The sequence below is a fragment of the Geodermatophilus sp. SYSU D00697 genome (assembly GCF_054050175.1).
On sequence record NZ_JBJGYV010000004.1, the window covers coordinates 177,670 to 194,687 of the forward strand.

Annotated in this window: 15 protein-coding genes; 8 read left to right on the forward strand and 7 right to left on the reverse strand. The window is 75.8% G+C overall.

Annotated features, from left to right (window positions below):
• Positions 1–5 precede the first annotated feature (5 nt).
• From ACI79C_RS05815 to ACI79C_RS05830, 4 genes are all read right to left on the reverse strand, one after another.
• Positions 6–914 (reverse strand): HAD family hydrolase, encoded by a 909-nt coding sequence (locus tag ACI79C_RS05815; RefSeq protein ID WP_456944676.1) that lies wholly within the window; start codon positions 912–914, stop codon positions 6–8.
• Entirely contained in the window at positions 911–2,206 is a 1,296-nt protein-coding gene (gene serS / locus ACI79C_RS05820) for a serine--tRNA ligase (RefSeq protein WP_456944677.1), read from the reverse strand. Before serS ends, ACI79C_RS05815 begins: the two co-directional genes overlap by 4 nt.
• 88 nt (positions 2,207–2,294) lie before the next feature.
• Positions 2,295–2,672 carry a type II toxin-antitoxin system VapC family toxin gene (locus ACI79C_RS05825; protein WP_456944678.1) on the reverse strand — a complete coding sequence of 126 codons (378 nt, stop codon included), beginning with the start codon at positions 2,670–2,672 and terminating at the stop codon, positions 2,295–2,297.
• Positions 2,669–2,911, reverse strand: coding sequence for a FitA-like ribbon-helix-helix domain-containing protein (locus tag ACI79C_RS05830; protein ID WP_456944679.1), 243 nt, complete (start codon positions 2,909–2,911; stop codon positions 2,669–2,671). The genes ACI79C_RS05825 and ACI79C_RS05830 overlap by 4 nt, the downstream gene beginning before the upstream one ends.
• An 84-nt stretch (positions 2,912–2,995) precedes the next feature.
• Between ACI79C_RS05830 and ACI79C_RS05835 the strand changes: the two genes are divergently transcribed.
• The 3 genes from ACI79C_RS05835 to ACI79C_RS05845 all read left to right on the forward strand — a co-directional run bounded on the left by ACI79C_RS05835 (position 2,996) and on the right by ACI79C_RS05845 (position 5,177).
• Positions 2,996–4,429, forward strand: a complete 1,434-nt coding sequence (locus ACI79C_RS05835) for a GuaB1 family IMP dehydrogenase-related protein (RefSeq protein ID WP_456944680.1) — start codon at positions 2,996–2,998, stop codon at positions 4,427–4,429.
• Positions 4,426–4,773 (forward strand): metallopeptidase family protein, encoded by a 348-nt coding sequence (locus tag ACI79C_RS05840; RefSeq protein ID WP_456944681.1) that lies wholly within the window; start codon positions 4,426–4,428, stop codon positions 4,771–4,773. The genes ACI79C_RS05835 and ACI79C_RS05840 overlap by 4 nt, the downstream gene beginning before the upstream one ends.
• 74 nt (positions 4,774–4,847) lie before the next feature.
• A complete protein-coding gene (locus ACI79C_RS05845) occupies positions 4,848–5,177 on the forward strand; it encodes a GroES family chaperonin (RefSeq protein ID WP_456944682.1) in 330 nt (109 codons plus the stop codon).
• Between the two features lie 30 nt (positions 5,178–5,207).
• Here the strand turns inward: ACI79C_RS05845 and ACI79C_RS05850 are convergent, their stop codons facing one another.
• Complete coding sequence (locus ACI79C_RS05850) at positions 5,208–5,705, reverse strand: MarR family winged helix-turn-helix transcriptional regulator (protein ID WP_456944683.1); 498 nt, start codon at positions 5,703–5,705, stop codon at positions 5,208–5,210.
• An 81-nt stretch (positions 5,706–5,786) separates the two neighbouring features.
• Between ACI79C_RS05850 and ACI79C_RS05855 the strand changes: the two genes are divergently transcribed.
• Complete coding sequence (locus ACI79C_RS05855) at positions 5,787–7,925, forward strand: MMPL family transporter (RefSeq protein ID WP_456944684.1); 2,139 nt, start codon at positions 5,787–5,789, stop codon at positions 7,923–7,925.
• A gap of 66 nt (positions 7,926–7,991) precedes the next feature.
• On the opposite strand, the gene pheA is transcribed toward ACI79C_RS05855, so the two are convergent.
• Positions 7,992–8,939 carry a prephenate dehydratase gene (pheA, locus tag ACI79C_RS05860; RefSeq protein ID WP_456944685.1) on the reverse strand — a complete coding sequence of 316 codons (948 nt, stop codon included), beginning with the start codon at positions 8,937–8,939 and terminating at the stop codon, positions 7,992–7,994.
• Positions 8,940–9,051: 112 nt separating this feature from the next.
• Between pheA and ACI79C_RS05865 the strand changes: the two genes are divergently transcribed.
• The 3 genes from ACI79C_RS05865 to larC all read left to right on the forward strand — a co-directional run bounded on the left by ACI79C_RS05865 (position 9,052) and on the right by larC (position 14,956).
• Positions 9,052–10,707, forward strand: a complete 1,656-nt coding sequence (locus ACI79C_RS05865) for a GGDEF domain-containing protein (protein WP_456944686.1) — start codon at positions 9,052–9,054, stop codon at positions 10,705–10,707.
• A gap of 148 nt (positions 10,708–10,855) precedes the next feature.
• Positions 10,856–13,615 carry a diguanylate cyclase domain-containing protein gene (locus tag ACI79C_RS05870; protein ID WP_456944687.1) on the forward strand — a complete coding sequence of 920 codons (2,760 nt, stop codon included), beginning with the start codon at positions 10,856–10,858 and terminating at the stop codon, positions 13,613–13,615.
• A 168-nt stretch (positions 13,616–13,783) separates the two neighbouring features.
• Positions 13,784–14,956: a nickel pincer cofactor biosynthesis protein LarC gene (gene larC / locus ACI79C_RS05875; RefSeq protein WP_456944688.1), complete on the forward strand. Its 1,173-nt coding sequence runs from the start codon at positions 13,784–13,786 to the stop codon at positions 14,954–14,956.
• Here larC and ACI79C_RS05880 read toward each other — a convergent pair.
• A complete protein-coding gene (locus ACI79C_RS05880; protein WP_456944689.1) occupies positions 14,949–16,055 on the reverse strand; it encodes an MFS transporter in 1,107 nt (368 codons plus the stop codon). The two genes, larC and ACI79C_RS05880, sit on opposite strands and share 8 nt — an antisense overlap.
• A gap of 299 nt (positions 16,056–16,354) precedes the next feature.
• Here ACI79C_RS05880 and ACI79C_RS05885 point away from each other — a divergent pair, with 299 nt between their 5' ends.
• Complete coding sequence (locus ACI79C_RS05885) at positions 16,355–16,978, forward strand: TMEM165/GDT1 family protein (RefSeq protein WP_456944690.1); 624 nt, start codon at positions 16,355–16,357, stop codon at positions 16,976–16,978.
• The last annotated feature ends 40 nt before the right edge of the window (positions 16,979–17,018 follow it).

The window sequence follows — 17,018 nt, forward strand, 5'->3', positions numbered from 1 at the left end:
CCCGCTCAGACACCGAGCACCGCCTCCAGGTAGTGCGCGACCCCGTCGACGTCGTGACCGCTGGTGACCAGCGGCGTGGCCGCCCGGACGTCGACGTGGGCGTTGGCCACCGCGACCGCGCGGCCGCCCGCGGCCGACACCGCCTCGATCATCGGCAGGTCGTTGGGCATGTCCCCGAAGACCAGCACGTCGCCGAACCCGACGCCGTAGCGGTCCAGCGCGATCGCGAGCCCGGACGCCTTGGTGACGCCGGCCGGGAGCACCTCGATGAAGCCCAGCCCGGCGTGGGTGACCTCGGCCTCCTGCGGGTCCACCACCCCGCGGGCGCGGGCCAGCAGCTCGTCCTGCCCGAGCGACGCCGACCGCAGGAAGACCTTGAGCACGGCGCCCGCGGGCAGCACCTGGTGGCGCGGCAGCAGGTGGGCCGGCTCGGGGTAGGGCCAGTCGAACCCGTGCTGCACCCGCAGCGGGGAGTGCACCTCGCCCTGCTCGGCGGCGTCCTCCACCGCGACGACCAGCTCACCGGCGACGTCCTCGATCCGCTCGATGACCGCCATGGCCCGGTCGCGCGGCAGGCCCACCGTGCGCAGCACCTCGTCGCGCTCCAGGTCGACGACGAACCCGCCCTGCGCGAGGACGGCGATCCCGCGGCCGTCGAGCGCGGCCCGCACGCTGTCGAGCAGCCGCGGGCCGCGGCCGGTCACCCCGACGACCGGGATGCCGGCGTCCCAGCAGGCGGTCAGCGCCGCCCGGGTGCGCGGGCTGACCTCGCCGTCGGAGGTCAGCAGCGTGCCGTCGAGGTCGCTGGCCACCAGCTTGGGCCGCCAGGTGCCGACGTCGCCCAGGTCGACGACGGAGTCGGCGCCGGCCAGGACGCCGACGGCGGGCAGCGCCTTCGGCGGGTGCGCCGTCATGCGACCGGCACCGGCGCCGCCAGCGTCATGCCCGGGGTGAGGGACTCCGCGCCGCCCAGCCAGGGCCGCAGCGCGACGGGGACGTGCACCGAGCCGTCGGCGCGCTGGTGCACCTCGAGCAGGCAGGCGATCGTGCGCGCGATGGCGCAGAGGGTGCCGTTGAGCGTGGCCGCGGTCTGGTTCCTCCCGTCCGCGTCGCGGTACCGGATGGCCAGCCGCCGGGCCTGGAAGGTCGTGCAGTCCGACGTCGAGGTCAGCTCGCGGTAGGTGCCCTGGCTGGGGAACCACGCCTCGATGTCGTACTTGCGGGCGGCGCTGGTGCCCAGGTCGCCGGCGGCGATGTCGACCACCCGGTAGGGCAGCTCCAGCGCCTGGAGGAACTCCTCCTCCCACGCCAGCAGCCGCAGGTGTTCCTCCGCGGCCTCCTCGGGGCGGCAGAAGCTGAACATCTCGACCTTGTCGAACCAGTGCACGCGGATGATGCCGCGGGTGTCCTTGCCGTAGGACCCGGCCTCGCGGCGGAAGCAGGACGACCAGCCGGCGTAGCGCAGCGGCCCGGACGAGAGGTCGAGCACCTCGTTGCTGCGCATCCCGGCCAGCGCGACCTCGGAGGTGCCGACGAGATACAGGTCGTCGCGCTCGACCCGGTAGACCTCCTCGTCGTGCTCGCCGAGGAAGCCGGTGCCCTCCATCGCCTCCGGCCGGACCAGGGCGGGGGCGACGACGGGGGTGAAGCCGGCCGCGACCGCCCGGCTGATCGCCAGCTGGGCGAGGGCGAACTCCAGCAGCGCCCCGGGGCCGGTGAGGAAGTAGAAGCGGGCGCCGGAGACCTTCGCGCCGCGCTCCATGTCGATCGCGCCGAGCGCCTCGCCGATCTCCAGGTGGTCGCGCACCGGGAAGTCGTAGGTGGGGACCTCGCCGACGGTGCGCATCGTCACCGCGTCGTCCTCCCCGCCGGGCGGGACGTCGTCGTGGACGACGTTGGGGATGCGCAGGTGCGCCTCCCGGAGCGCGGCGTCCGCGGCGCGCAGCGCCTCCTCGGCCTCCTTGACCTCCGCGGCCAGCGCCCTGGCCCGCTCGAGGACGGCCGGCCGATCCTCGGGGCTGGCCTTCTTCACGGCCTGGGAGGCGGCCTTCTGCTCGGCGCGCAGGTCGTCGGTGCGCTTGACCGCCTCGCGGCGGGCGGCGTCGGCGGCGAGCAGGTCGTCGACCCGGGACTCGTCGGCCCCGCGGGCGCGCTGGCTGGCCTTGACGAGGTCGGGGTGCTCACGCACGAGTCGCAGGTCGATCACGCCCCGATCGTAGGCGGCGGCGTCTCGCCCTCTCCGCCGTGCGAGACCTGCTCCCCCCCACGGCAGAGTCGGAGCGCGCGCCGGCCGGTCAGAGCACCTCGACCGGGACCCGGATCCCCGGGACCGTCGCGAGTCGCGCGTCCGTCGTCAGCAGGGACGTCGCCTCGGTGAGTTCGGCGAGGGCGAGGTGGGTCGCGTCGTACGCCGTCGCGTCGTGCCGCAACTCCCACATGCGCGGACGCAACCAGTCGGCCGGGAAGCGCAGCAACTCCAGCGCGGTGAACGCTGCGAGCGCGGCCGCACCCTGCGCCTCTGAGAGCCGTCCGCGCTGGACGAGCCGGCGCAGCACGTTGGTCACCTCGCTGTCGAGGAGGTGTGGAACGCCCAGTTCCTCGTCCCCGAGGCGCCACGGGTCCACCTCGTCGAGCAGCACCTGGACGACGACCCCGGCGTCCACGACCCTCACTCGCCACGGCCCTCGTGGAGAGCGGCGAGGACCTCCTCCCGGGGCACGTGCGCACTGATCGCCCGCTGGGCCGGCCGGATGACCTCCGCATCGGCCTCGACGGTGCGGGCGCGCCGGGCCACCTGTTCCAACTCGGCGAGCACGAACTTCGTGAGCGACTGGCCCCGCGTCCTCGCAGCGGCGCGCAGGGCGTCGTGCACGTCGTCGGGCACGTCGCGGATCTGGATGACGCGGGCCACGACCTCGAGCCTGGTCCACGTGGGTGCAGGTCGCACCCACGTGATCCCGTACGGCAGCGGGCCGTCGTCAGGGACACTGGGCACATGCGCTTCCTCGGCGGCACCCGCCCGGCGACCGACCTGACCTACGCCGACGTCTTCATGGTGCCCAACCACTCCACCGTGGGCTCCCGGCTCGAGGTCGACCTCACCACGCCGGACCGCGTCGGCACGACGATCCCGGTGGTCGTGGCCAACATGACCGCGATCTCCGGACGGCGGATGGCCGAGACCGTGGCCCGCCGCGGAGGGCTGGCCGTGCTGCCCCAGGACATCCCGGTGGAGGTCGTCGCCGAGGTCGTGTCCTGGGTCAAGACGCGGCACCCGGTGTACGACACGCCGATCACGCTCACCCCGACCTCCACCGTGGCCGAGGCGCTGTCGCTGATGCACAAGCGCGCCCACGGCGTGGTGGTCGTCGTCGACTCCGAGCACCGCCCGGTCGGCATCGTCACCGACGGCGCCTGCCAGGACGTCGACCGGTTCAGCCAGCTCGCGCAGGTGATGACCGAGCCGCTGACCGTCCCGGCCGGCACCGACCTGCCCAAGATCTTCGACGTCCTCTCCGAGGAGCGGGTCAACGCCGCCCCCGTGGTGGAGGGCGACCGGCTGGTCGGCGTCATCACGCGCAAGGGCGCCCTCCGCTCGGCGCTGTACCTCCCGGCGACCAACGCCGACGGGCACCTGCTCACCTCGGCCGCGGTCGGGATCAACGGGGACGTCGCCGGCAAGGCGGGTGCGCTGCTCGCCGCGGGCGTCGACGTGCTCGTGGTCGACACCGCGCACGGCCACCAGGAGAAGGCGGTCGAGGCGGTGCGGGCGGTGCGCTCGGTGGCGGGGTCGGCGCCGGTGGTGGCCGGGAACGTGGTCACCGCCGAGGGCACCCGCGACCTGGTCGAGGCCGGTGCCGACGTCGTCAAGGTCGGCGTCGGGCCGGGGGCGATGTGCACCACGCGGATGATGACCGGCGTCGGCCGGCCGCAGTTCTCCGCCGTCGAGGAGTGCGCGGCGGCCGCGCGCGCCCTCGGTCGGCACGTGTGGGCCGACGGCGGCGTCCGGCACCCCCGCGACGTCGCGCTGGCCCTGGCCGCCGGCGCGGCCAACGTCATGGTCGGCTCCTGGTTCGCCGGCACCTACGAGAGCGCCGGCGACATCCACGACGACGGCTCCGGCCGGCTCTACAAGGAGTCGTTCGGCATGGCCTCGGCGCGGGCGGTGAGGGCCCGGACGGCGACGCAGAGCGGCTTCGAGCGGGCCCGCGCCGGCCTGTTCGAGGAGGGCATCAGCTCCTCGCGCATGTACCTCGACCCCGCCCGCCCGGGCGTCGAGGACCTCATCGACCAGATCGTCGCCGGCGTGCGGTCGTCGTGCACCTACGCCGGGGCCCGCACCGTCGACGAGCTGCACGAGCGCGCGGTGCTGGGGGTGCAGAGCGCGGCCGGCTACGAGGAGGGCCGGCCGCTGCCGACCTCCTGGTGAAGCCGCTCCCGCGCGAGGTCTTCGAGGAGCTGGTCGCCGACGCGCTCGACGAGGTGCCCACCGAGCTCATGGCGCTGCTGGACAACGTCGTCGTCCTCGTCGAGGACCGCAACGAGGAGGAACCAGAGCTCCTCGGCCTCTACGACGGGTACGCGCTGACCGAGCGCGGCTGGGAGTACGGCGGCGCGCTGCCCGACCGGATCATGATCTACCGCGAGGCCATCTGCGACATCTGCTCCACCGCGGAGGAGGTCGTGGAGGAGGTCACGATCACCGTCGTCCACGAGATCGCCCACCACTTCGGCATCGACGACGAGCGCCTGCACGAGCTCGGCTGGGCCTGAGGCCGCCTCCGGTCGTGGCCCGAGCTCGCGGAGGGCTCGTGGGAGGGGGGCCTCACTCGCGTAGGTTGATCGACGTGGCTGACGTCAGGGGCTCGGGGCTGCCCATCAAGATGCTGCACGACCGCATCCTGGTGGCGCTGCGCAAGGAGGACGGCGAGCGTCGCTCCAGCGGCGGCATCCTGATCCCGGCGACCGCCCAGGTGGCCAAGCGGCTGGTGTGGGGCGAGGCGCGCGGCATCGGCTCCAGCGTCCGCCAGGTGAAGGTCGGCGACCAGGTGCTGTTCTCCCCTGAGGACCAGCACGAGGTCGAGGTGCACGGCGAGGACCTGATCATCCTGCGCGAGCGCGACGTGCACGCCGTGGCCGCCGAGCGGATCGAGGAGTCCACCGGCCTGTACCTGTAGCGGTGCCGGGAGCGACACCCCTCCAGCGGCTCAGGACCCGAGCGTCGCCTCCGACACCGGCGCGTCCCCGCCGCGGGAGTGACGCGTGATCACGGCGGTCATGTCCTCGAGCCAGCGGCGGACGACGGCCAGCTCCTCGTCGGTGTAGTCCTCCATCGCGGCCACGAGGTCGCGGGCCAGGCCGCCGAAGTGCTCGGCGCCGGCCGCCATCGCCGACTCCGACATCTCCAGGCCCACCCGCCGCCGGTCCTCGGGGTCGCGGACCCGCCGCACGTGGCCGACCCGCTCCAGCCGGTCGACCAGCGCCGTCACCGACGCCGACCGCAGGTCGACGGCCTCCCCCAGCCGGCCCGCGGTGAGCGCCTCGCCGCGCCGGGCGGCGTCCATGATCGCCACCAGCGCCCGGACGTCGGTGCGGTTGAGACCGTGCAGGTCCGCGAACCGCTGGCCGACCGCGTCCAGTTCCACGCTCAGCCGGCGCAGGAGGAGCGCCAGCTCCTGCCGCGTGCGAGCACCCTCGTCGGTCACGCGCCACCTCCCCGTTCGCGCCCGGCCCTCGTCCAGAGTATCCTCTCGACGATCGAGATTATCGACTATCGAGGGGAACCGATGCCCCGCCGTACGTCCCTCGCCCGCTGGCTGGTCCCGGCCATCATCGCCCTCCTCTGGCTGGCTCTCGCCGGCTCCCTCGGCCCGTTCGGCGGGAAGCTCGGCGAGGTGTCGGAGAACGACTCCGCCGCCTTCCTGCCCGACAGCGCGGAGTCCACCCGCGTCACCGAGCTGCAGCGCGGCTTCGACACGGAGCGCACGCTGCCGGTGATCCTGCTGTGGGAGAGCGACGACGGCGCCCTCGGCGAGGCGGCGCTGACGGATGCGGCCGACCGGGTCGAGCAGGCGGTGACCCTCGCCGAGGAGGCCGGGGCCCTGGCGGGCGAGGCCTCCCCGCCGATCCCGTCCGAGGACGGCGCGGCCGTGCAGGCGGTGCTGCCCTTCGACCCCGACCTCGGCGAGACGCTGGGTGAGGTCATCGGGCAACTGCGGGAGCTCCCCGCCATCGACGGCACCACCGCCCACGTCACCGGGCCGGGCGCCGTCTTCTCCGACTTCGCCGAGGGGTTCTCCGGCATCGACGGGCTGCTGCTGGTGGCGGCGTTCGGGGTCGTGCTGCTCATCCTGCTGGTCGTCTACCGCAGTCCCCTGCTCCCGCTGCTGGTCATCGGCACCGCAGGCATGGCACTGGTGGTCTCCCTGGCGGTGGCCTACTTCCTGGCCGACCGGGGCTGGATCGCGGTCAACGGGCAGAGCCAGGGCATCGCCTCGATCCTCGTCGTGGGTGCGGCCACCGACTACGGGCTGCTGCTGGTCGCCCGCTACCGGGAGGAGCTGCGGCTCGAGCGGTCCCGGTTCACCGCGATGCGGATCGCGCTGAAGCAGTCCTGGGAGCCGATCGTGGCCAGCGGCGGGACGGTGATCCTGGGCGTCCTGTGCCTGCTGTTCTCCGACCTGGGCTCCAACCGCGGGCTCGGGCCGATCTCGGCGGTGAGCATCGCCTTCGCCGTCCTGGCCGCGCTCACCTTCCTGCCGGCGGTCCTCGTGCTGTTCGGGCGCGCGGCGTTCTGGCCGTTCCGGCCGCGCTACGGCGACGAGCAGCAGCACGGCCGGGGCTGGGAGCGGGTGGCCGACGCGGTCGGCCGCCGTCCCGCCCGGGTGCTGACCTGGACCCTGGTCGGCCTGTTCGCCCTCGCCGCCTTCCTGCCCACGTTCGACGACGACGGGATCCCGCTGTCGGACGCGGTCCGCGGCGGCTCCCAGTCGGCGGAGGGCCAGGAGGCCCTCGCCCGCCACTTCGACGCCGGCGGGGCCAGCCCCGCGGTGGTCATCACGCCGGCCGACGGCTGGGCGGAGGTGGCCGACGCGGCCGCGTCGGTCGACGGTGTGGTCGGCGTCGCCCCCTTCACCGGCGCGCGGTCGGGGCCGCCCGGCGCCGGCGAGCCGGTCGAGGTCGACGGGCTGGTGCGACTCGACGCCACCCTCGCCGACGCACCCGACAGCGAGGCGGCGCAGGCGACGGTCGCCGACCTGCGCACGGCGGTGCGCGCCGCCGATCCCGAGGCGCTCGTCGGCGGGTCCTCGGCGCAGGACCTGGACACCCAGGAGACGGCCGCGCGCGACCTGGCGGTGATCGTGCCGCTGGTGCTGCTGGTGATCACCGTCGTCCTGGCCCTGCTGCTGCGGGCGGTCGTGGCGCCCCTGCTGCTGGTGGCCACCGTCGCGCTGAGCACGGCGGCGACGGTCGGCGTCGGCGCGCTCGTCTTCGAGCACCTCTTCGGCTTCCCCGGCAGCGACCCGCAGGTGCTGCTGATCGGGTTCGTGTTCCTGGTGGCCCTGGGGATCGACTACAACATCTTCCTGATGACCCGCGCCCGGGAGGAGTCGCTGCGCTCGGGCACCCGGGAGGGCATCCGGCGCGCGCTGGCCGTCACCGGCGGCGTCATCACCAGCGCCGGGCTGGTGCTGGCCGCCACCTTCGGGGCGCTCACCGTGCTGCCGCTGGTGATCCTCACCCAACTGGGGTTCCTGGTCGGCTTCGGCGTCCTGCTCGACACCTTCGTCGTCCGCTCGCTGCTCGTGCCCGCCGCGGTCACCCTGCTCGGCGACCGGGTGTGGTGGCCCGGCCGGCTGGCGCGCGGCCCGGCGCGGGTGGCACCCGAGCGCGAACCGGCGCGTGTCCAGCCGGCCCAGCTGTAGGGTCCCGCGGCCCCGTCCCGGGGCCCGCCCTGAGCCTGCGGGGGGGTGGGGAGGACGGGTCCTTCCTCAGACCTCGCCGGCGCGGACCCGGACGAGCCAGTCGGCCGCCTCGGCGAAGGCGGGGTCGGCCGCGGTCGGGGGCACCGGCTTGTTGCCCCGCCCGTCGGCCCGCGGATACGAGCCGAGGAAGCGCACGTCCTCGCACACCCGGTGCAGGGCGGCCAGCGCTTCCCCGACCCGGGCGTCGGCGACGTGCCCCTCGCAGTCGAGGGAGAAGGAGTAGACGCCCAGCCGCTCGCGCGTGGGCCGGGACTCGATGCGGGTCAGGCTGATCCCCCGGACGGCGAACTCACCCAGCAGTTCCAGCAGCGCACCGGTGCGGTCGCTCACGACGGCGACCAGCGAGGTCTTGTCGTCGCCGGTCGGCGCGGGCAGCGGCCCGGGCGGGCAGACCAGCACGAACCGGGTCACGGCGCCGGGGTGGTCGGCGAGGTCCTCGACCAGGGCCGCCAGGCCGTAGCGCTCGGCCGCGATGGGGGCGCACACTGCGGCGTCGACGGCCCCCTCGGCGACCTGCCGGGCCGCCTCGGCGGTGGAGGTGGCCGGGAGGGCCACCACGCCGGGCAGCAGCTCGGTCAGCCGCCGGGTGGTCTGCGCCAGCGCGTGCGGGTGGCTGGCGGCGGAGCGGACGTCGTCCAGGCGCGTCCCCGGCCGGACCGCGAGGACGAAGGACACCGCGAGGAACACCTCGCGGGTGATCAGCAGCGGGGCGCCGTCGGCCAGCCCGTCCATGGTCGCCGGCACCGAACCCTCGACGGAGTTCTCCAGGGGCACCAGCGCCGCGTCGGCCTCCCCGGCCCGGACAGCGGCCAGTGCCGCCGCGACGCTGGGCGCGGGCTGCCGGATCCCCTCCCCGGGGGGAAGCGCACTGCTCAGGGCCGCTTCGGCGAAGGTACCCTCGGGCCCGAGGTAGGCGAACCGCGTCGGGGGCCGCGTCGAAGGCATCGCAGGCATCCGACGAGGGTAGTGGCGTCGGGCCGGGGCGGAGGCTCCACCCGGGGGGAGCGTCGTCCCGCCCGCAGCAGGCGGCCGCAACCGATCGGCCCCACCCGTCGTTGGAGGATGTGTGACCCCCGGCCCCGAGTACCTCACCGAGGGTGACCTCGATGATGCGCTCTGGCGTCTGCTGGCGGCCAGCGACCGGGACGACCCCACCGCCTTCACTGCCGAGCACGACCGCGCCGAGGGGGCCCTGGCGGCCGCGACCGACCCCGTCTGGGTCGCCTGGCGACACGCCCTCACTGCCCGCCGCAGCCTGCTGGACGGCGACCGCGAGGCCGCCGCGGCCGGGGTGTCGGCCGCCCGCGAGGCCCTGGGACGGTGCCGGCCCTGCGCGCAGACCGCCCTCACGCTGGCCTACCTGGCCCACGTCGAGGTGACCGCCGACCACTTCGACGCCGCGATGCTGCTGGCGATCGACGCCAGCCTGCTCACCGAGAGCCCGTCGGTGGAGGGTCCCTCCCGGGCCCTGCACCAGGCGCACCTGTGGCTGTCCCTGACGCTGACCGCCCTCGACCTGGAGGAGCTCGCCGTCGCCCAGGCCCTCGCGGGGCACCGGGTGGCCAGCCAGCTGCCGGGGCTGGGCGACCGCTGGCGGCTGCTGCAGCTGTGCGCCCAGCAGCACGCCGAGCTGGCCCAGACCCTGAACCGCCGGGGCCGGACCGAGCGCTCGCAGGAGCTGGCGGGGGTCGCCGTCGAGTGTGCGCAGGCCGCGCGGGACCTGGACTGGGAGCCCGAGCCCGGCGAGCAGGACCTGCTCGACGTCGTCCAGGCGTGGGCGATGAGCTGCCAGGGGGACCTCGACGACGCCCTGGGCCCGATGCGGCGGGCGCACCGGCGCATCCACCGGGACGGCGGGATCTGGCTGCGCGGGTACGCCGACCTGGTGTTCGCCCGGCTGCTGACCCGCCTGGACCAGGCCCAGGCCGGCGGCGGGCACGGCGCCGAGGCCACGGACCTGCTGGTGGACGCTGCCGGCGCGTTCGCGGCGGCCGGCGACCGGCGGCGCTACCGGCAGTGCCTGCTGGAGCTCGGCCAGAGCACCGCGGCGATGGGCCGGCCCGCCGAGGCGCTGCACTGGCTGGAGGCCTACCGCGCCGACACCGGCCGGGCCCACGCGCGCGGCCGCCAGCTGTGGGCGGAGATGTTCGTGCGCCGCAGCCGGCTGCGCGAGGCCGAGCGGCAGGCCGCGGTCCTCCGCCGACACGCCATGGAGGACCCGCTCACCGGCCTCGGCAACCGGCGCAGCGCCGAACGCCGGCTGGCCACCATGCGCCTGGGCGAGGAGCCGCTGTCGCTGGCCGTCGTCGACATCGACCGGTTCAAGGAGGTCAACGACGACAGCTCGCACTCGCAGGGGGACGAGGTGCTGCGCCGGGTGGCCGCCCTGCTGCTCGAGCACAGCCGCGCCGGCGACGAGGTGTACCGCTGGGCGGGCGACGAGTTCCTCGTCGTGCTGCCGACGGCCTCCGAGACCCAGGCGCTGGTGGCCATGGACCGGCTGCGCGCGGCGGTGGCCGACGCCGACTGGGACGACCTGGACCTGACCGAGCCGGTGACCGTGAGCATCGGCGTGGCCACGGCGCCCGCGGCCGCCGACGGACCGCTGGGCTGGCGGTCCCTGTTCGACACCGCGGACCTGCACCTGTTCTCGGCCAAGCGCGGAGGGCGCAACCGGGTCCGGGCCCCCGGCGGGCGGGCTCCGATGGAGGGCGCATCGTGACCGTGCTCGCGAGGTCACGCGGAGGTCCCTCGTGACCGTCTCTGCCGGATGGGGCGGCTGTGACGAAACGGACGACGGAGGTCACACCGGTCGGCGCGCCCACCGACCGGTGCTCGACTCTGTCGGTACCGACGTGCACAGTGCGCTCGTGCCACCGGGAGCCCTGCACCAACGGGTGACCGCTGCCCTCTCCAACTGGCAGCTCGACGACGCCGAGGAGCTGCTCGCCGACGTCGAGTCCGACCCCTCGCCCTACGTGGCCCCCTCGCCCCGCGACGGCTCGGCCGACACCCCTGCCGACCTCGGCCGGGCCTGGGCCGACACGCTGCGGGCGGAGCTGCTGGTGCGGCGGCTGCGGAAGGCCGGGTTCACCCTCGTCGGGGACCCGGTGGAGCCGCCGCACGGCACCGGCTCGCCTCCGGCGCTCGACCTGCACGCCGGGGTGGCCGGGCTCCTCGACGGCCCGCCGGCCGGGGCGCAGGACGGCGACCAGCGGTCGGAGTCGGCGTCCCGGGCCGCCCTGGCGATCGCGCTCGTCCGCTCCGCGAAGGCCGCCTTCGACGCCGCCGACGACGAGCTGCAGCGCGCCGCCGGCCTGGCCCGGCACGCCCGCATCGAGCTGCTCTCCCGCCGCATCGACGCCGCGATGGACGAGGCGGTGGAGGCGGCGAGCCTGCTGGACTCCGCGCTGGCGCCGTCCGGGATGCTCGTCGACACCCTCGGCACCCTCGCCGGGGTGCTGGCCGACCTCGAGCTCATGCCGCTCGCGCTGGACTACCAGCGGCGCGCGCACGAGACCGCCGTGGCCGTCGCGGCGACGCCCGGTGCCCCGGGGCGGGCCGGGAGCGGTGACCCGGACGGCGACCCCGACGTCCTGGTCGCCCGGACCGCCACCCGCCTCGGCGAGCTCTCCGCCGAGCTGGGCGAGGGCCTGCTCGACGACGGCGTCCCGGAGTCCGCCGAGCCGCACTTCGCCGAGGCGCGGGAGCTGGCCGAGCGCGCCCTGGCCCTGCTGCCCCCCGGATCCACCGCGGCGGTCGTCGCCGCCCAGGTCGTGCACGGCTGGGCGCTGGTCGGCCTCGGTGAACACGCCGCTGCGGCGGGCCCGCTGCGCGCCGCCGTCCGGGTCACCACCGCCATCGGCGACCGGGCGCTGCTGTCGGCGGCGCTGCTGGCGCTGGGCCGCGCGCTGCGCCGCCAGGGGGACGGCCGCGGTGCCGACGAGCAGCTGGCGCGGGCGCTGGCCATCGCCACCGAGCACGGCCTGCCGCGGCTGCGCCGGGCGGCCCTGCGCGAGCTGTGCACGCTGCACTCCGAACTGGACGACGCCGGCCGGGCGCTGCCCTACCTGCAGGCCTACCTGGCCGACGAGCTGGACCGGGTCGACGAGCGGCGGACCCGCTGGGTGGAGCTGTTCGGCCGGCGCAAGAGCCTGCTGGAGACCGAGCGGGCCGCCGGCCAACTGCGCCGGCAGGCCTACGAGGACCCGCTCACCCACCTGCCCAACCGCCGGTACGCCGAGGCACGGCTGGACGGGCTGCTGTCCTCGGGCACCGCGCCGGCGCTCGCCGTCGTCGACGTCGACCGGTTCAAGGAGGTCAACGACGCCGCCGGCCACCCCACGGGGGACGCCGTGCTGCGGACGGTGGCCGAACTGCTGATCGCCGGGGTCCGCGACACCGACGAGGTGTGCCGCTGGGCCGGGGACGAGTTCGTCGTCCTGCTGCCCGACACCACCGCCGAGCAGGCCGAGCGCGCGCTGGAGCGCACCCGCCGGGCGGTCGCCGAGTTCGACTGGGCGGGGATCGGCGTGGACCTGCCGGTGACGATCAGCGTCGGCATCGCCTCAGCGGCCCGCGGCGACGACCGGCGCACCCTGTTCGCCGCCGCCGACGGCGTGCTCTACGACGCCAAGCGCAGCGGGCGCAACCGCGTCGTCCGGATGTCGGCGGTCACCCAGACCCGGGCCGGCGACAGCCCGCTCGACGCCGTCTTCGGTCCGCCGAGGCAGCCGGCGACTGCAGTGACGGACGTGTCCGCTGGGGACGACACGACCCCCGCCGGCACGCCGGAGCCCTCCGCGACGCCGCTTAGGGTCCCTCCCGTGCAGCCTTCCCCGCTGGACGACCCTGCCGGAGACCCCGGCGGCTTCGCCCCGCTCCTCATCGAGCCCGTGGACCCGCCGCTGGGCCTGGGCAGCCCCGCCGAGCCGGTCCTCGGCCCGCTGCCGTCCGCGGGTGCACGGCCAGCCGAGCCGGTCCCCGCGCCGGCGACGGCCCCGCCGTCCCGCGTCGCCGAGCCCGACGTCATCTGGGGCACCGGCCGCAGCACCGACCAGGTGCTGGCGCTGGTGCGCGAGGCGCGCCGGCAGTTCCCCGACCGGCCCGCGGTCGTGGTCCGCGCGACGGCCGAGACGCTCGTCGCGCTGGCCAGCGAGCACGACGCCTACACCACGGTCGACGCCGCGGCGATGTCGGCGGCGGTCGGCCCGATGCCGGAACCCGTCGGCCGGATCGGCGTCCTGTGCGGCGCCGGCGGCGACCTGCCCGTGGCCGCGGAAGCCGCCTTCGGCGCGCGCGTGACCGGCACCGAGGTGGTGCGGGTGGACGACGTCGGCGGCAACCGGCTCCGCCCGCTGATCGCCGACCGCTCCCTGCTCGACGACGTCGACTGCCTGGTCGTCGTCGCCGGGCTGGACGCCTCGCTGGCCGGCCTGGTCGGCGCGCTGACCGACGTGCCGATCGTCGCCGTCCCCACCTCCACCGGGCAGCCGGGCTCCTTCGGCGGGTTCAGCGCGCTGCTGACCATGCTGAACTCGGCCTCGCCGGGGGTCGTGGTGAGCAACATCGACAACGGCCACGCCGCCGGCGTCTTCGCCGCCCGCATCGCCAGGAGGACCCGGAGATAGCGCGTGGGTAGCTCCGCCCCACCTGCGGCCCACGATCAGGTCACCTGATCACGACGCGTCCTCCCTCACGGTGGGCGGTGAGGGAGGACGCCGCACGATCAGGTCACCTGATCGTGGCGCCCGGCCGGGTGCCGTACCCGGCTCTCGAGCGGCGGTTACGGTCTCGCCGTGATCGGCTGGTTGGATCTCGCCGCTGGCGCCAGCGGGGACCTGTTGCTGGGCGCGCTGGTGGACGCCGGCGTGCCGCTCGAGGTCCCCGCCGCCGCGGTCGCCGCGCTGCCGGTGGAGCGCGTCCGGCTGGTCACCGAACAGGTGAGCCGGCACGGGCTGGGCGCCACCCGGGTCCACGTGCACGCGCCGCCGTCCACGGCGTCCCGCACGTGGTCCGACATCCGCGCGCTGCTCGGCGCCGCCGCCCTGGCCCCCGCGGTCCGGGACGGCGCACTGGCCGTCTTCGAGCGGCTGGCCGTCGCCGAGGGCCGGGTGCACCGCGTGGCGCCGGAGGGCGTCCACTTCCACGAGGTCGGCGCGCTCGACGCGCTGGCCGACGTCGTCGGGGTCGTCGCCGCGTTCGAGCACCTGCGGCTGGACCGGCTCGCCGCCTCCCCCGTCGCCCTGGGCAGCGGCTCCGCGCGCGGCGCGCACGGCGTCGTCCCGGTCCCCGCCCCCGCGGTGCTGGAACTGCTGGCCGGTGCCCCGGTGCACGCCGGCCCGGTGCCCGCCGAGGCGTGCACCCCCACCGGCGCGGCACTGCTGGCCGCCCGGGTCGACGAGTGGACGACGCTGCCGCCGATGCGGGTGGTCCGCGTGGGCACCGGCGCCGGCGCCCGGGACCCGGAGCAGCTGCCCAACGTCGTCCGGCTGGTCCTCGGGGAGCCCCAGCAGCCCGCACCGGCGTCGGCGGTGGTGCTCGAGGCCAACGTCGACGACCTGGACCCGCGGCTGTGGCCGGGCGCGCTCGACCGGCTGCTGGCCGCCGGCGCCTCGGACGCCTGGCTGACGCCGATCCTCATGAAGAAGGGGCGTCCGGCACACACCCTCTCGGTGCTGTGCCCGCCGGGCGCGGTCGACGCGGTCCGGCGGACGGTGTTCACCACGACGTCGACGATCGGGCTGCGGGTCCTGCCGGTGGGCAAGGTGGCCCTGGAGCGGGCGTCGGCGTCGGTGGAGGTCCTCGGCGGGCGGGTGGGCGTCAAGCTCGCCGTCCTGGACGGCCGCGTGGTCAACGTCAGCGTGGAGTTCGAGGACGTGGCCGCGCTCGCCGCCGAGCTCGGCGCCCCGGTCAAGGAGGTGCTGCGCGCGGCCACGGCCGCCGCCGAGGCCGCCCACCCCGTCAGCTGACCGCCGGGCGGCGCAGGCCGGCGGCCACCACCGGGACGACGGCGAGGACGACGACCGCCACGCCGCCCAGCCCGCCGAGGGCCCAGGCCGCGAACACCGGCAGCGACGCGAGCTCGAGGCCCAGCCCCGCGACCGAGGTGATGGTCGCCCGGTGCGGTCCGGTGATCCGGTGCTGGAGGCGGGCCTCCCCGACCACCAGTACGGCGATGTAGACGCCGTAGGCCGCGGCGAGGGCGACCAGCGCCGCGGGCCGGGCCCACAGCGCCGGAACGACGAGCAGCACCCCGGCCAGCGCGAGCAGCGCGGGCAGCGCCGCGTCGGGGAGCCGCTCGGCCCGGCCGGCCAGTGCCCCACCGAGCGCCCCGGCCAGTGCGGTGGCCAGGACGGCGAACGGCACGGCCTCGGTGGGCACGCCCCAGTTCCCGGCGAGGACCGGGAAGTACTCCTCGACCGCGTCCAACCCGCCGAGCAGGGCGACGGCCAGCACGGTGAGCCGGAGGCCGGGACGGCGCAGTGCCTCGGCGACGCCCCGCCGGAGCGGCACCGGCTCCTCGTCGCCGTCCTCCGGGACGTGCCGGGCCTCGGGGAAGCGCAGCGCGAGCGCGGCGGCGGCCAGGCACACCGCGACGCTCGTCCAGCCCACCGCCGGGTACCCGCCGAGGGCGAACAGCAGGCTGGCCGCGGCCGCCGTCGGGATCTGCACCAGCAGCTCGGCCGCGGTCATCCAGCCGTTGACGCGGGCGTAGGCCGACTCGGCGCCGACCGCGGCCAGCCCGTCGTACACCAGGGCCTCCGCGGCGCCGGAGACCAGCGCCGAGGACACGCCCCACAGCACGAACCCGAGGGCGAAGGCGGGCGCCGCCGGAGCGGCGGTCCAGACGGCGAACGCAGCCGCCTGCAGCACGCCGCCGACCACGACGACCCCGCGCCGCGACCAGCGGTCGGCCAGGACGCCGGCCGGGACCTCGGTCAGCAGTCCGGTGACCGACCACACGGCGAACAGCGCCGACACCTGCGGGTCGGAGAGCCCGGTGTCGAGGAACAGCAGGGCGTAGAGCGGGTAGTAGGGCACCAGCTCCGAGAGCGCGGCCCAGCCCACGGCCAGCCGGGCCAGCGGGCGGGCCGCGGGGGTCAGGGAGGCCGTGGACGGGCGTCAACGGAACGGCATGGCCCGACGGTAGTGCGACACCTCACCCGTGCGCACCCGGATTCCGGCGAGCCCTCGGCTAGGCTGGCGGGCCGAGAAGGGGAGTAGCCCCCCGTCCGCTGGTCGACACGCTGGCGCACCACCTCGGTGGTCGCCCGGTCAGCGGGCCCACGCCTCGGCGTGGGTGGGCGAGACCTTCGACCAGAGCAGTCCCGTGCTGCCGGTCGGAGGCTGCCCGCACCCGCCCGGCCGTGCCGAGCGGAAGAGAGAAGCCCGTGCTGTCCCTGTCGGTCATCGCGACCGCGTTCGTCCTGGTGCTCCCGGTGGAGCTGCCGGACAAGACCCTGTTCGCCAGCCTGGTGCTCGCGACCCGCCTCCCCCACTGGCCGGTGTTCGTCGGCGTCGGGGCCGCCTTCGGCCTGCAGGTGGCGATCGCGGTCACCGCGGGCAGCCTGCTGTCGCTGCTGCCGGGGGCGCTGGTCAGCGGTGTGGTCGCCGTCCTGTTCCTCGTCGGGGCCGTGCTGCTGTGGCGCAGCGCGGGCAGCGGCCCGGAGGAGGCCGACGACGTCGCCGCGGCCCGCGAGGGCACCTCGTTCCTCCGCGCCGCGGCCATCTCCTTCGGTGTGCTCTTCGCCGCGGAGTGGGGGGACCTCTCCCAGCTCGCCACCGCGGGCCTCGCCGCCCGCCTGGACGCGCCGATCTCGGTCTTCATCGGCGCCTGGGCCGCCCTGCTCACCGTCTCCGGCCTGGCCGTCTTCCTGGGCAAGAAGCTCGCCGACCGGCTGCCGGTGGCGCTGATCCGCCGGGTGGCCGCCGTCCTGTTCCTCGTCTTCGCCGTGGTGGCCGCGATCGAGACGGTGCGCTCGCTGACCTGACCCACCCGTCGGGGGGAGCCGTCCCCGGGAGTCGCTCAAC